The sequence below is a fragment of the Flavobacterium sp. YJ01 genome, from assembly GCF_029320955.1.
Classification (GTDB): Bacteria; Bacteroidota; Bacteroidia; order Flavobacteriales; family Flavobacteriaceae; genus Flavobacterium.
The window spans coordinates 784,863-800,576 of the sequence record NZ_CP119757.1 but is presented as its reverse complement, the minus strand read 5'-3'; the positions used below and the strand labels follow the sequence as shown (position 1 = coordinate 800,576).

The following is a 15,714-nucleotide window of genomic DNA, read 5'->3' as shown; positions in this document are numbered from 1 at the left end:
GTTGTGGATTATTGTTCTAATAATCCATCTTGATTCCATTTATTTATAATGTCGATAGTAGCTTGAGGCAATCTTGGTCCACCTTGCGGCATTAAGGAACTATCTCCATTTTCTAAAGAAATTCGTGTAAGCAATCCTCGGTTTAAAACTGCATTTTTCACCTGTTCATAAGTAACTAAAGACATTGGCGCGCCATTTTTAGGAACTGCTGCATGGCATACAACACAGTTATTATCAATAATAGATTTTACATTTTGGTTGTATGCCGCCAAACCATTAATTGGTGTAGAGTCAATTAAAGTACTTGGATCATCGTTGGCACAACTTACAAAAATTGATGCTAATGATGAGATGGCGAAAAGGGTTTTTAAATTCATAAGACTGGTTTTTAGTTATAAATAAATGCATGATTTTTTTAAGAATCATCAGGCATTTCAAAATCATATACGTTGAAAAGAATAATACAGATTTGGCAAGAGGCATATTTAATGTTTTAAATCCAATAGGTATTTTTTAACGTAGATAATTTGAAATACTAAAAACCAGTTATGAGAAAAAAAATACTAATTACAATTTCCATTTTTATAATAATCGGAATTTCGGCGTGCCTCTACATCTACAAAGGGCATAGAAATATAGAATCAGAAACTGCCGATTATGTTGTAACCGTTAACGAACTAGAAAGAGAGTTTACTTCAACCGATAGTCTGGCTTACATCAAATATCAGGACAAAACAATTGAATTATCTGCACGGGTAACAAGTATTGATAAAGCCAGTAATGGGATTGTTATGAGCGAAAAAATATTTGTCACATTCAAAAAACCTTTGCCGCAAAATATTATATCTGGGAAAAATATCAAGATTAAAGGGCGTTTTTTAGGATATGACGAATTGCTCCAGGAATTTAAAATAGACCAATCTTCAGTTGTACACTAATACAAATAACAATTTAAAACTAACCTCATGAAAAACTTTATTCTATTATTTTTTTTATTCCCGCTGTTAACCTTTTCCCAAACCGATTTATTGTCTGGAGTAGAAACTCCTTCTGTAAAAGAAAAAGTGACCTCTGCATTCAAAGCCTTAAAAATTGTTAATCTCGAGTCTACAAAATTGGCGGCAAAAGGTGATCTGTATTTTGTTGTTGCACACCGTTTCGGCTCAATTAAAGACGGCTTTGAAGGGTTTTACGGACTCGATAATGCCAATACGCAGATTAAATTTATTTACGGTCTAACAAATGGACTCAACCTAAGTGCCGCCAGGAGTGAATTTGCTTATGATTTTGCGACAAAGTATATGCTGTTTCCTCAAATAAAAGACGGTTTTCCTGTTACTATCGCCGGCTTTAATAGTTTGTCTATCAACAATACGTTAAAAGAAAGCCTGTATCCTAAACTTCAATTTAAAGACAGGTTGACTTATGTTGCGCAGCTGCTGATTTCCAGAAAGTTTTCTGAAAAGCTGTCTTTAGAAATTGTGCCGTCATTCTTTCATCAAAACTTTGTTGATGACGTAGACCAAAGCAATTCCCAATATGCGATAGGATTTGGAGGGAGGTATAAATTCGCTAAGCGCTGGTCTTTAAATATGGATTATGCGGCGCATTTAAACAGGGCGCCAAATTCACTTTATAAAAATCCGCTATCTATAGGTTTTGATTTAGAAACCGGCGGTCATGTTTTCCAAATGCATTTTACCAGTTCACAGGCAATTGATGAGGCTGGGTATCTGGGAAGAACCACTGGCGACTGGACAAAAGGAGATATATTTTTTGGATTTAATCTTGCCAGGGTTTTCTAGTATCTGCTTTATAATTAAATTATTAGGTAATTTCTGTATTTAAAACGATTCTAAATTGATCGATTTTCTATTATTTCTAAAACCGCAGCGATGAAGTGCACGTAGATAATTTTAAAACCATAAAAATTATGAAAACTAATAAAATAATCAAAAAAGGACTTTTAATTCTGAGCGGAATATTTGTACTGTTTGCCGCGATTTTGCTTTTTCACATTATAACGGCCAAACCGCCTGTTTATGACACTCCAAATCTTCAGGTAAGCAGAATCGATTTTAAATCAGACATCGATTCTCTGCAGGCTAGAAAAATTTGTGCCGACCTGAGAAGCATAAAAGGCCTGACATCAGATTCTATAATCGTTAAAAGAAATGTTGTGGTGTACTTCCACAATAATAAAATTACAAACTCTGAGAAAGTTTTCAACGAGCTGATGGCTAAAGGACGTTACGATGCGCAGCGTTATATTTTACCGGCAAATTTAGCAGACAAAGAAGTCTGCCCAATGAATCAAAATACTTTGAGCTATAGACTGTCTCAAAAGATAAATCGTTTTTTTAATTAACCCTTTAATACTTTAAATTTATGAAAGTTTATTCAAAACTTACACTTAGTGTACTAATTGCTGCATCGACAGCTATGATTTCCTGCAGCAGTAATGACGACGAAACCCCGGCACCGGTTAAGGCTTCTATCTACGAGAGATTAGGCGGAACTAAAATGGTTTCTGATCCTGATAATTCCGGCCAGATGATCGAGCAGGGACGTTTAAGTTTCCGCAAAGTGGTAAATTCAGCTATAGGATTGATTGTTGCTGATATCCAATCCAACGCGTCAGGTAATCTGCAGGCACATTTTGCCCCTTTATTAGCAGAAACTGGAACTACCCAGTCAACCAATATTGCTAAATTATCAGATAACCTTACTGATTTCTTTTCGTTTAATACCGGAGGAACAAATGCTGTAAATACATATTCTGGTTTGAACATGGTTGCAGCTCATGATCCTGCAAAAAATCCTCGTATGGGAACAAAAGCCAGCAGTGCAGATTATACAAAATTTGAGGGATATGTTGGAGCTGCGGCCAATGCGAATGGCGTTGCTTCAAATACAGAACTTTATACTGATATTGTTGCTGTTTTAGAATCATTGAGAACTCCTATAGTTCAAAAATAAATTTCTTCTCAAAACGCTGCCTTTTTCAGGCAGCGTTTTATATTTCAATACTATTTGAAGTTTATAAATATTTTTGAAAAGCTGTCAGCTTTATAATATAAGGAAATTATATAAAACCGCAGTTTAAATCCATTTATTCCATAGTGATATAAAAGCACTTCCGGCGCTGTTATATTAAATCTGCAGTTACTCATTTTTGAACTTTTTAAGGAAACCATAAATATGGAAAATTTTAATATGCCCAGATCCACGACTTTTTACGCATTAGGGTTAAGCTACAAGAAAGCAGATGCAGTTATCAGAGGAAAATTTAGTCTAGATGCTAAAGCACAATCTGATTTATTGCTGCAGGCCAAGGCAGAAGGCATAGAATCACTGGTTGTTACTTCTACCTGCAATAGAACTGAAATTTATGGTTTTGCCCATCATCCTTATGAACTCATCAAACTGCTTTGCGAGAACAGCAATGGCTCTGTAGAAGAATTTCAGCAGGCTGCTTATATATATAAGAATGAAGAAGCCGTCAGCCACATGTTTCGGGTAGGAACAGGTTTAGACAGTCAGATTCTGGGTGATTTTGAAATCATCAGCCAGATTAAAACCGCCTTTAGCAATAGTAAACGGGAAGGTTTGGTCAATACATTTCTGGACCGGTTGGTAAATACGGTTATTCAGGCGAGCAAAAAAGTTAAAACGGAGACGAAAATTTCTTCCGGTGCAACGTCAGTTTCTTTTGCATCAGTGCAGTATATAATCCGAAATGTGGCCGATATTGGAAACAAAAATATTTTGTTATTCGGAACGGGGAAAATAGGAAGAAACACGTGCGAAAACTTAGTAAAACATACTAAAAACAGCCATATTGCCCTTATAAACAGAACAAAAAACAAAGCCGAATTATTGGCCGGCAAGCTGAATGTTATTGTAAAAGATTATGCTGATTTAAAAGAGGAACTGCAGCAGGCCGATGTGCTGGTTGTAGCTACAGGAGCACAAAATCCGACTATTGACAAAACATCGCTTGCTTTACAGAAACCCTTATTGATCCTAGATTTATCCATCCCGCGCAATGTAGATACCAATGTAGAAGATATTCCCGGTGTAACTTTAATACATCTGGATGATTTGTCTCAAATCACTGATGACACGCTGGAAAAGAGAAAACAGCATATTCCTGCTGCAGAAGCCATTATTGATGATCTGAAATTAGAACTGAATACCTGGGTGAACGGCCGAAAATGTGCTCCGACTATCCATGCATTAAAATCCAAGCTAAATGATATTGTATCGGCAGAATTTGCTTTTCAAAAAAAGAAAACAGCCCATTTTGATGATGCCCAGATAGATTTAATCAGTTCAAGAATTATTCAAAAATTAACAAACCATTTTGCCAGCCATTTAAAAAATGAAAACACTTCAGTGGATCAAAGCATTGAATTTATTGAAAAAGTATTTCAGATAGGACAGCTTGCACCGAATAAGGCTTCTTCACCAATTGAAGAAAAATACAAAATCAATCTGTCATAAATGCTTAATCAGCTGCAGTTTCAAACCTATAGCAAAGTTCTGAAGCAAGCGATACAAAAATAGAACCCGTCAGCTGCGCTGCACGCTGCGACGGGCTTGTCCATAAACATAATCTTCCAAAAAATGTTTACTTAATTCTGCATGGGAGTAATCAATTCCTCATTTGGTAAAGTTAGACTAATTAATTTGCTGATAATTACATGATTATTAATTAATTTTATAATTAGCTTTTTTACTATAAATAACCTGAGATTATTAATCCATTTTATAAAAAAAGGCAGGCCGGCGTGCCAGCTTGAGCAATATACTAATTTTCTTTCTCAGCTGAGCAATAATTGATAATCAGAGAATGAGAGCGGAAAATCCAATAAATGCGTTTTCATTATTTAAATTAAATGGAAATTTTAAAAAAAGGGGTATGGGGTCTATTCCATTTTTAATGTTCGAATCCTGTTCACTCTTAACTTTTACGTTATCTTATTTTTCAAGTGAATTTGGAAGTTTACTATTTGAAATTGTTGGTCAAAAACAGTTTATAAGCATCCTGGGGGGTAAACGCTAAAAACGTTAAAACTTAAACTTTTTAATCAAATAAAGTATCAGTCGAAAGTATCTAATTATTGAAAGCAGGGATTAAAATTCTACTTTGGCTGCACAAATTTAAACCATTATCATTAGAAACTATTCAAATCAAAATTTGACGATGATTTTAGATTTTTTTAGTACGGCTAAGGGATTTGGGGAATGTTCCGCCAAAGTGCAGTATTGAATCCCAAAAAGCGCATATTGAATAGGATCAATATGCGCTTTTTAGTTTGGACTTTTTATGGAATTAGACTTTTCCTAAAGTATAAAGCTGCTCCATTGTAGGTGTAACGCTTCCCCCTGCAGGTTCCAGCGTGATGCCAAAAGCTTCGGCTGAATCGGTTTGGCTTACAGCAAAGATTTTTTGAGAGTTTTCTTCAAAATTATCCAGCAGACCAATACTTGTCGGTGTAAGCACCGGACTTAGTTTTAAAGACCAAACCTGGTAAACCATTCCTTTTGGAGGGTTTGGCAGACCTGCCGCGTCGATATAAGTCGTTTTTGTTTCTTTGTTCCAGTACACTTTTGCAAACGATGCCGGAGATATGGATTGTCCGTCCAGAGCAACGCTTGTGTTTTTAATGTCTCTCACAATGCTCAGGTTTTTCTCAGTCTGTTTATTCTGCTGGTCTAAAAAAGCATATTCTCTTTCAATTTTATTTTTTTCGCCTCCGGCCTCAGAGACTGCCTGTTTGGATTTTGCCAGTTCTAAAGTTTGATATCCAAAACCTAAGAGCAGTAATACGGCAGCCGCCCAGCTCAAGTACTGCGAACGGTTTGATGGTGATTTTATATTGATAACTTTACCATCGTTAAGCTCTAAAAGCGCTTTTGTTTTCTCGAAATTGGCAACCGAATGGAAAGGTGAGAAGCTTGATGATAAGGCTGAAACAGCTTTTTCTATAGAAATGATTTCACTTTCAATCTCAGGGTTTTCTCTGGCCAGTTCGGCAATTTCCAGGTTCTCTTTTTCTGTCAGAAGGCCGTAAACGTACAGTTCTAAAATGCCTGATTCAATATATTGCTTTGCTTCCATTATATCTTTAAATAACTTCTTAAATCGTTGATACAGTTGCTATTTTGTGTCTTTACAGTTCCCAGAGGTATCGCTAGCTCTTCTGAAGCTTCCTGCTGGGTATATCCTTTAAAGAACAGCAGATCAATAATCTCGATACATTTTGGTTTCAGTTTTTTAACGAACTCCTGAATTCCAATTGCATCTAGTTTATTGGCTAATTTATTGCTGTCATCTAACAGATTTACGAAATTATCCGAAGAAAGGTTTTTTTGGGTGTTGTTGAAATTTTTGGACCGCAGCTTGTCGATCGATGTATTCCTTGCAATATTAAGGATCCATGTGTAGAACCTGCCCTTGCTTTCACTGTAGCTATCGATGTTTTTCCAGATTTTTACAAAGACTTCCTGCAGGACATCTTCGGCTTCTTCGCGGTTTTTTACCAGAACATTTATAACCGAAAACAAGCTTTTTGAGTACATATCATAGAGATGGGTGAAGGCCCTTTCATCTTTTTTGCGGATTAATACCAATAATTCTTCTTGGCTCATAGGATTGGTTTAAAGCTTAAATAAATTTTAATTTCTTATAAAGTGGCAATGCCGGATAAAGGTAATTTATTTTTTACGCAAATAATCCAAAAGCAGAAATAAAGGTCATCACTAAAAAAAAAAGCAGTTTTCGAAGGTTTATGCTTTGCAGCTGTTTTTGCCCCGCGCCGCTGCTTTTCCAGACTTCCCTGATAGTCTGGGAATTGCCGCTGCAGATTTTTTTTGCACTATACAGCGGCATTGGCGATAAACATATGGTGCAGACACGCAGAATTCTCCATGGATTAAATTAACAGGGAATTTGGAACTGTCAGCCGGCATCTGATTTCAGAGGACGGCACAGTTTTTTTTGACATTATTTTTCAGCTGCTCATGCCGCGATGCGTTCCGCCCGAGTGCCAGCGAACTAGTGAAGCGATCTTTTGTCCCGAACATCGGCACAAAAAGATTTCCAATGCCGGCGGGCTGATATCCTTGATTCGATTGCAGGGATAAAACTAAAATCATCCTAAGGGCAGCTGTTTCAGCTTATTTACTGGTAAACATTTCGTTTGACTGCTCTGCAGTAATATCAATGAATCTTTCGTAATGTTTCAGGACATCACTGATCAGTTCATTTTTAGTAAAATATTGCACATCGTATCCTGCTCTGGTATCGCCAAAGTAAGTTTTAGGATAGTAAGTTCTGCTGTTTTGGAATTCAGGCAGATTCTGCTCTTCAACGAGATTATTTGAAACCAGTTTTGATTCCAGCTTTACACCGTATATGAAATTATGCACCACATCATGCGAAATTTTGAGCTCCACACTAAAAGGGTCTGATAAAGATCTGATTGATGCCTGAATTCCCCTTAAGGCGAATTCGTCCTGCAACTCGGTAAAGGCCTGTTCGGCCTTTATGATGATAAATTCCTCTACAGAGCGCTTATCTTTGAAAGTAACAATCTGTTTTAAACGCTCCTTCCATAATTTTCCCGACCAGGGTACCGTGGATACCGAAAAACTGCGCTTGTAATACCTGTCATCAATAAAGAGGCCTTTCATCAGGGCAGCGGCCATAAAAAGCATGATGGCTGCAAAAGGCAGTGCGGTTATGAGCGTCATCGTCTGAAGTGCTTTCAGCCCTCCAGCTTTTAATAACATTAGAGCCAGGGCGGCAAGCAGCAGACCCCAAAAAATTTTCTGCCATGTCGGGGAGGATGGAGAATTTTTTGTCGCGATACTGTCCATGACCAAAATTCCGGAATCTGCAGAGGTCATAAAGAATATTATTACAATCATGATTACCAGTGCCTTTGAAATCAGGGGGAAAGGCAGGTATTCCAAAAAACTGAACATTAAGGCTTCTGGATTATTCACCAGGCTGCTTAGTTCCCCTGCGGCTATGTGAAAGTCTGTCCAGATGGCACTGCTGCCAAAAACCGACATCCAAATCAAATTGAATATTGTCGGCAGAAGAAGAACCGCCGCTATAAATGATTTTATTGTGCGTCCTTTTGAGATGCGTGCTATGAACAATCCCACAAATGGTGCCCAAGAAATCCACCATGCCCAATATAATATGGTCCAGCTGTAAAACCATGGAAGGGACTTTTCATCATATACATGCGTGTTGAAAGATATGGTGAAAAAGCTGCTTATATAATTTCCCAGACCCTCGGTAAAACTTCCTATTATATACACGGTTGGTCCTGCAATGAGCACGAAAAGCATTAAGATTATTGCGGCCGATATATTGATATTGCTTAAAATTTTAATTCCTCTGCCTACTCCTGAAATGGCTGAGAATATAGCCAGTGAAACCAATACGGCAACAATGTAAACCTGAGATATAAAGCTCGTGTCCGATACTATATCTAATGCCTTGAGGCCTGAATTAATCTGCACTACTCCGAAACCTAAGGTGGTTGTAATTCCAAAGAAGGTGCTGCACAGCGCAAAAACATCTATGGCATTGCCCCATCCGCTGTTAATTTTATCTTTCAAGAGCGGATAAAGACAGCTTCGAAGAGAGAGAGGCAGACGATAGCGATAAGAAAAATAAGCAAGCGAGAGTCCTACCAGACCATAAACAGCCCAGGCATGAATGCCCCAGTGAAAAAAAGTATACAATTGCGCATTTTTAGCCTGATTGATGTAATGGTCGCCTGCAAAAGCATCATCAGAATAGTGAGACATAGGTTCGGCCACGGCAAAGTACATCAGACCTATTCCCATTCCGGCTGCAAAAAGCATGGATATCCAGGAGAAGAAAGAATGTTCAGGCGTACTGTCATTGTCTCCCAATTTGATGCTGCCATATTTACTGAACATGAGATATACCAGAAAGATTACAAATATTGTAACGGACCAGACGTAAACCCAGTTCAGATTTACGAAAATGAAATTTTTAATATTTTCAAGCAGTATTTCGGTTGGTTTGGGAAATAGTACCGTAAATGCGCAGATGCCTAAAATAAATAGCAGCCCGGGAATCGTGACTCCTTTATCAAAGGTTGTGTTTTTTTTATTTTTTTCCATATTAAGAATTTTTATTGCAGACAGATAAAATAATCGTCAATGATAGTTTTATGCCTTAGTAGAATTTCCAGAAATAATTTCGGCAGTGTTTTCGAATTTTGATAAAGGGGGATTGAATCTGTAATCAGAATTCAGAATCCACAATGCATAGAATACTGTCAGTTGAGTTTAATTTCTTTGTCCAGCATTACAGTTTGGGTAGGATAGGCAAAATCGATACCCTGTTTTTCGAAAGCAGAAAAAATTTCAAGATAGACCTGCTGCTGGTTATCCATATAAAGATTATAATCTGCATCCAGCACATAATATACAAATTCAAAATTCAGGCTGAAATCACCATATCCTGAAAAGTGGCCCCTGTCAAACTGGAGCTGAGGTTTTGAGGATATGATAGCTTTTACAATTTGCGGTATTTCCGATAATTGGGAGTGCATGGTCTGGTAGGTAACCCCAAGAGAAAAAACAACACGTCTTTTTTCCATTCTTTTATAATTTCTCAATCTTGAATTGGTAAGGTCAGTATTGGAGCAGATCAGCTGTTCTCCGTTCAGGGTACGTATACGGGTGGTCTTAATTCCAATATATTCTATAACGCCGCTGTCAGCTCCCAGCTGCACGAAATCGCCAATTTCAAACGGACGGTCGAAAAAGATGACAAAATAACTGAAAAGATCTCCCAGCACGGCCTGTGCGGCAAGGGCAATTGCAATACCTCCGACACCCAGTCCGGCAATCAGCGTAGTGACGTTGTAGCCCAAATTATCGATTAGAAATATTATACCGCAGATCCATATAATAATATTGACAATAGCAATAAGCCCGCCTGCCTGTTTTTGTTTGCTTTCGCTTTCTTCAGTCCTTTGAATAAAAGAATATATAAATTTTTTAAAGGCCGCACTTATAATTTTCAGCGTAAAGAAAGTAAAAGCAAACATATAGGCAATATGAATGACTTGATCTACACTGTCTGGAAGCTTAAGTGTGAGCAGTGCAAAATAAAAAGCACTTATATATAGTATGGGAAGTACAGATTGATCCACCACTTCTATGATAAAATTATCCCATGTGGTCTTTGTATTCAGGGCCCAGCTGTTAAGTCTTTTAATTACTACAGCTTTGACTGCCTTTACAATAACCAGAGAAGCCATTATTATCCCGGCTGCTATAAGCCAGCTTAAAAAAGTGTTGTCTAAAAAGGTTGTGTTTAAGATATCCATAGATAAGTTTTAATGTTTAGATTGAAAAAAAGTAAACTAATAAGGCACCCTGAACTGCAAATGCATGAAAAAAGACGTAAATTTAGCCTATCAATATTTTTAACTGAAAAAAGCTCAGGGAATCCCGTCTAAAACAGGTGAGCTAAGGAGAAATAAAAAATCAGCAGTTATCGATAAAAGCAGTAACGAATTATTTACACAGCTATAATTTTGCAATAGGTGTACTGATAATTAGCATTTTCAAAGTTAACCATATAAAAATCCGATTCCAAGAAAAATGACCAGTAGTTCCTTTTTATTTGTGAGACTTGCAGCTATTTACATCAACTTTTTAAAAAACTTCGTTTTTTTGTGCAATACTGCCGGCAGTACTGCAGCATCTTGATGATATCTTTTGAAGGCCGAAAGTGATATAATAAGGTAACATTCTCGCGGCGCTTTTTACTGGAGCTCCTATCTTATGGGAATGGCTTATTTAAAAAGAAAAACAATATAGATTAACGGCAAATAAGTTCTGCCGGATATGAGAAAAGTGAACAGTTGGCAGCAGAGCTGCTAAAATGCCGGCATAAAAAGACGTCCCGGCACCTTTTCATACTGCTTAGAAAGGGAGAATTGCTGCCTGTAAGCAGAAAAGGAGAGCAGTTTTTCAACAGATCTCCTTTCCAAAATAAAAATGAAAACTACTAATTCCAGCCGCCTCCTAATGCTCTGTAAACATTAACAAAGGCGTTCATCTGCTGTTTTTTGGTTTCAATAAGTTCAAATTTAGATTCTAAAGCATCTTTTTGAGTCAATAAAACTTCCATATAATCTGCTCGTGCAGAGCTGAATAAGTTATTTGATATTTGAATAGACTCATTTAAAGCCTGCACCTGCTTTGACTTTAGGGCATAGCTTTTTGCTGTATTTTGAATTTTAGACAATTGGTTGGCCACTTCAACGTATGCATTTACCAATATTCTTTCATAATTGTAAACAGCCTGAATCTGTTTAGCGCCGGCGGTAAGATATTCTGCTTTTATTGCATTTCTATTAATTAGAGGAGCGGCCAAATCGCCTGCTATAGAATACAATAGAGATTCTGGAGAAGTTAGTAAATACTTTGTGTTGAAAGCTTCATAACCAATTCCTGCTGAAATGCCTAATGATGGATAAAATTTAGCTTTAGCGGCTTTAATATCCAGTTTTGCAGCGATTAACTCCATTTCCGCTTTTTTAATATCGGGACGATTTTCTAGAAGCTGAGAAGGCACTCCGGCATGAATATCTGCTGGAGTTATGGTGCTGAAAGTATTGCTGCTTCTGGCAATTTTCTGGGGAAAACGTCCTAACAGGAAATTGATTTTATTTTCCGTTTCGGTTATCTGCTGCTGAATATCAAACTGCAGGCTCTGCGTGCTTAAAATCTGTGCTTCAAATCTTCGTACAGCCAGTTCATTTACCCTTGCGGCTTCTTTTTGTATTTTTACGACTTTTAAAGCATTGGTCTGGATATCAATATTTTGTTTAATGATTTCTAGTTGATTGTCTAATGCTAAAAGTTCATAATACGAATCGGCTATTTCTGCAATCAAATTGGTAATGACAAAATTCTTTCCTTCAATAGAGCCTAAATAACGGTTTAAAGCGGCTTTTTTTGCGTTATGCAGTTTGTTCCAAATATCTATTTCCCAGCTTGAAGCAAGGGCAAAACGATAATTGGGAAGCGGATCGGGAGTTTCCCTGCCGGGCATAATATCTGTTGTCGCTTCTCCTGAACCTGTGCTTGTATACCTTCCAGATTTGGTTACATCAGCACCAGAGCTAAAACCTACAAAAGGCAGATATTCTCCTTTTCGTGCTCTTACCTCGCTTTTTGCAATTTCGATTTCCTGAAGCGTAATATTCAATTCCTGATTGTTTTTCAGTGCAATATCAATCAGGTTTTCTAGATTTTCATCTGTAAAATAACTTCGCCATTTTACTTTTCCAGTATTAAGGGTATCTAAACCATTATCGGTATAGTTTTCGGGTAGTGTTTTGTTTTCTGTTTTTTCTGCAATAGAAGTCGTTTTACAGCCCGCTATAGAGAGTAATACGCAGGCAAGACCTGCGTATTTTATATTTCTGTTATTCTTCATTTTCCTGATTTTGATTGTTTGTTGAAAAATCATCAACATGATGCATGAAATCATCAGATAATGAACTTTCTTCTTCTCCTTTAATTAGTTTTCGGCCCTCGGCCAATGAACCAAAAATGTAATATAGCCCGGGAACGATGATTACTCCGAAAATGGTTCCAAACAGCATTCCTCCAAGTGCAGATCCTCCAATCGTTCTGTTGCCGATTGCACCGGCTCCAGAAGCAAAAATTAACGGTATCAAACCGGCAATAAAGGCAAAGGATGTCATTAAGATCGGCCTGAAACGCACTTTGGCACCTTCAATCGCAGCTTCCAGAATGGTGGCGCCCTGCTGATGCTTTAGGACGGCAAATTCGACTATCAGTACGGCATTTTTACCGAGCAAACCAACCAGCATGATCAATCCGACTTGTGCATAAATGTCATTCTGCAAGCCCATGATCTGCAGAATGACAAAAGAGCCTAGAATTCCAACAGGAATAGATAGAATTACGGAGAATGGAATAATAAAGCTTTCATATTGCGCCGCTAGTACGAAATAAACGAAAGCCAATACGACTAAAAAGATATAGATCGATTCGTTTCCTCTGCCGGCTTCGTCATAAGAAAGCCCTTCCCACGCAATGTCATATCCTTTAGGAAGCGTTTTTGCAGCTGTTTCCTGCACCGCTTTAATCGCGTCTGCTGTAGTATAGCCGCTCGCAGGCTGCCCCTGAATAGCGGCAGAATTGTACATATTGTATCGGGTAATCTCATTAGGGCCCTGCGTTTTTTTAAGCGTCATAAAGGCAGAGTATGGCACCATTTCTCCATGATCGTTTTTTACAAAAAGATTCAATACATCTGATGGCAGCCTTCTGAATTTTGGATCAGACTGGACATACAATTTAAAAAATCTTCCGAATTTAATAAATCCCTGTTCGTAGGTACTTCCGATTAAGATGTTAAGGTTTTCCATTGCCTTGCCGATAGAAACGCCTTTCTGCATTGCCAGATCATTATTGATCTCTAATTCGTATTGCGGATAATTGGCAGCGAAGAACGTAAACATACCAGAAAGCTCTTTGCGTTTTCCCAGTTCGGCCATAAACTGCTTGTTTATTTTATCAAATTCCTGATAATTGGTGCTGGTAGTTTTATCTAGCAGACGCATAGAAAAACCGCCAGAAGAACCAAATCCTGGAATTGCGGGCGGTTCAAAGAACTCTACCACAGCACCAAGATCTTTCGATTTCTTTTCCAATTCTTCCATGATTTGGGTTACAGAATGTTTCCTGTCAGACCATGATTTCAAGTTAATTAAGCAGGTGCCGGCATTTGATCCGCGGCCCTCAGTCATGATTTCATAACCAGCTAAAGAAGAAACCGATTCAACACCTTCTACTTTTTCGCATATTTTCTGCAGTTTCTGGGCGACCTGATTGGTTCTTTCCAAAGTAGCGCCAGGAGGCGTCTGGATGATTCCGTAAATGGTTCCCTGATCTTCACTCGGAATAAATCCGGAAGGAAGCACTTTGTTCTCTATAAAAATGAAAGCGCAGAAGGCAATCAGTATTCCAAAAGTTAAAACTCTTCGGCTTACAATTGATTTTAGAATAGCCACATAACGGCCTGTAAGCCTTTCAAACCATCTGTTGAAAGCATCAAGCGATTTTGTCAGGATATTTCCTTTTTTCTCTTTTCCATGGTTGTTTTTCAAAAGAATGGCACAGAGAACAGGAGTAAGGGTCAAAGCTACAATAGCAGAAATAATAATCGAGCTGGACATCGTAACCGAAAACTGTCTGTAGAAAGTTCCCACCGGTCCCGACATAAACGAAACGGGAATAAAAACAGAAACCATAACGGCTGTAATGGCAATAATGGCACCTCCAATTTCACCCAATACTAATTTAACGGCATGATAAGGCGTAATATGCGGAAATTCTTCAAACTTGGCATGGACAGCCTCGACGACGACAATCGCGTTATCGACTACAATTCCGATTGCCAATACCAAAGAAAACAGCGTTACCAGGTTGATTGACATTCCAAACATTTGGATTACAAAGAAAGCTCCAACTAAAGATACGGGAACGGCAATAATCGGGATTAAGGTCGAACGCCAATCTCCTAAAAAGATAAATACCACTAGCGCCACCAAAATAAAGGCATCTCTTAGCGTATGGACAACTTGGTCAATAGAAGCATCTAAGAACTGGGAAACGTCATAGCTGATTTTATAATCCATTCCTGGAGGAAAACTCGCTTTCATTTCTTCCAGTTTTGCTTTCACGTCATTAATTACGTCACCCGCGTTACTTCCATAATTTTGTTTCAATACAATAGCGGCAGAAGGATGACCGTCCAGGTTCGAATAAATATCAAAGAATTCACTTCCTAATTCAACTTTTGCAATGTCTTTCAGGCGAATGCTTTCACCTTCAGAATTGGCGCGTACAATTACATTTTCATATTGTTTAGGCTCATCGTACCTGCCTTTATACGTCAACACATATTCTAAAGATTGTGCTGCAATACCTGAACTTTGCCCTAATCGGCCTGGACGGCCGATGATGCTTTGTTCCTGAAGCGCCTGCATCACTTCTTCAACAGAAATTTTATAAGCTCTCATTCTATCAGGATTCAGCCAAACACGCATGGCGTATTTGCGGCTTCCTAATATTTGGGTTCTTGCTACACCTTTAACGCGGCTGATTTCAGGAATCATTTTCACATCGGCATAGTTGTAGAGAAACTTCTCATCCATGCTTTTGCTTTTTGAATAAAGATTCACGTACATCAGCATACTTGGCTGAATAGGGGTAATCACAACTCCTTCACGCTGAACCAGTTCGGGTAATAATGGCATTACCTGATCTACCCTTGTTTTAACCCTGATTACGGCTTCGTTAGGATCTGTTCCTGGTTCAAATATGATTCTAAGAGTTGCTTCTCCGGCGCTCGTTGCATCTGTCGCCATGTAACGAACACCTTGCGTACCATTAAGGGAATTCTCCAAAGTGATTAAAGTCGATTTAACCAGTACATCGGCACTTGCTCCCGGATAAGCGATAAAGATATTTACAGTTGTGGGTGCAATTTCAGGGAATTGCGATATAGGAAGCTGTTTGATGGACAGCGTACCTATAAAGACAATTATAATCGAAATTATAATTGCAAAAACGGGTCTATGTATAAATTTATTAAACATG

The 15,714-nt window shown here is 38.1% G+C and carries 12 protein-coding genes; 5 read left to right on the top strand and 7 right to left on the bottom strand.

The genetic code is table 11. The annotated features are described in order from the left end of the window. Positions 1-8: 8 nt before the first annotated feature. Entirely contained in the window at positions 9-377 is a 369-nt protein-coding gene (locus P0R33_RS03585; RefSeq protein ID WP_149207835.1) for a hypothetical protein, read from the bottom strand. 171 nt (positions 378-548) lie between these two features. Between P0R33_RS03585 and P0R33_RS03580 the strand changes: the two genes are divergently transcribed. The 5 genes from P0R33_RS03580 to hemA all read left to right on the top strand — a co-directional run bounded on the left by P0R33_RS03580 (position 549) and on the right by hemA (position 4,506). Then, positions 549-938, top strand: coding sequence for a hypothetical protein (locus P0R33_RS03580; RefSeq protein ID WP_276174223.1), 390 nt, complete (start codon positions 549-551; stop codon positions 936-938). A gap of 27 nt (positions 939-965) precedes the next feature. Beyond that, on the top strand, positions 966-1,805 hold the full coding sequence (locus P0R33_RS03575; protein ID WP_149207833.1) for a DUF5777 family beta-barrel protein: 840 nt from the start codon (positions 966-968) through the stop codon (positions 1,803-1,805). A 128-nt stretch (positions 1,806-1,933) separates the two neighbouring features. Next, entirely contained in the window at positions 1,934-2,368 is a 435-nt protein-coding gene (locus P0R33_RS03570) for a hypothetical protein (RefSeq protein ID WP_149207832.1), read from the top strand. Between the two features lie 20 nt (positions 2,369-2,388). Continuing rightward, positions 2,389-2,979 carry a hypothetical protein gene (locus P0R33_RS03565; protein ID WP_149207831.1) on the top strand — a complete coding sequence of 197 codons (591 nt, stop codon included), beginning with the start codon at positions 2,389-2,391 and terminating at the stop codon, positions 2,977-2,979. Between the two features lie 222 nt (positions 2,980-3,201). Next, entirely contained in the window at positions 3,202-4,506 is a 1,305-nt protein-coding gene (gene hemA, locus P0R33_RS03560; RefSeq protein ID WP_149207830.1) for a glutamyl-tRNA reductase, read from the top strand. 832 nt (positions 4,507-5,338) lie between these two features. Here the strand turns inward: hemA and P0R33_RS03555 are convergent. The 6 genes from P0R33_RS03555 to P0R33_RS03530 form a co-directional block, all read right to left on the bottom strand. After that, a complete protein-coding gene (locus tag P0R33_RS03555; RefSeq protein WP_276174222.1) occupies positions 5,339-6,127 on the bottom strand; it encodes an anti-sigma factor in 789 nt (262 codons plus the stop codon). Next, positions 6,127-6,657: an RNA polymerase sigma factor gene (locus P0R33_RS03550; protein ID WP_276174221.1), complete on the bottom strand. Its 531-nt coding sequence runs from the start codon at positions 6,655-6,657 to the stop codon at positions 6,127-6,129. Before P0R33_RS03550 ends, P0R33_RS03555 begins: the two co-directional genes overlap by 1 nt. Positions 6,658-7,185: 528 nt before the next feature. Next, entirely contained in the window at positions 7,186-9,177 is a 1,992-nt protein-coding gene (locus P0R33_RS03545; RefSeq protein WP_149207827.1) for a BCCT family transporter, read from the bottom strand. 158 nt (positions 9,178-9,335) lie between these two features. After that, complete coding sequence (locus tag P0R33_RS03540; protein WP_149207826.1) at positions 9,336-10,394, bottom strand: mechanosensitive ion channel family protein; 1,059 nt, start codon at positions 10,392-10,394, stop codon at positions 9,336-9,338. Positions 10,395-11,080: 686 nt separating this feature from the next. Then, entirely contained in the window at positions 11,081-12,517 is a 1,437-nt protein-coding gene (locus P0R33_RS03535) for an efflux transporter outer membrane subunit (protein WP_149207825.1), read from the bottom strand. Further along, positions 12,507-15,713, bottom strand: a complete 3,207-nt coding sequence (locus P0R33_RS03530) for an efflux RND transporter permease subunit (protein ID WP_149207824.1) — start codon at positions 15,711-15,713, stop codon at positions 12,507-12,509. Before P0R33_RS03530 ends, P0R33_RS03535 begins: the two co-directional genes overlap by 11 nt. Position 15,714 lies beyond the last annotated feature (1 nt).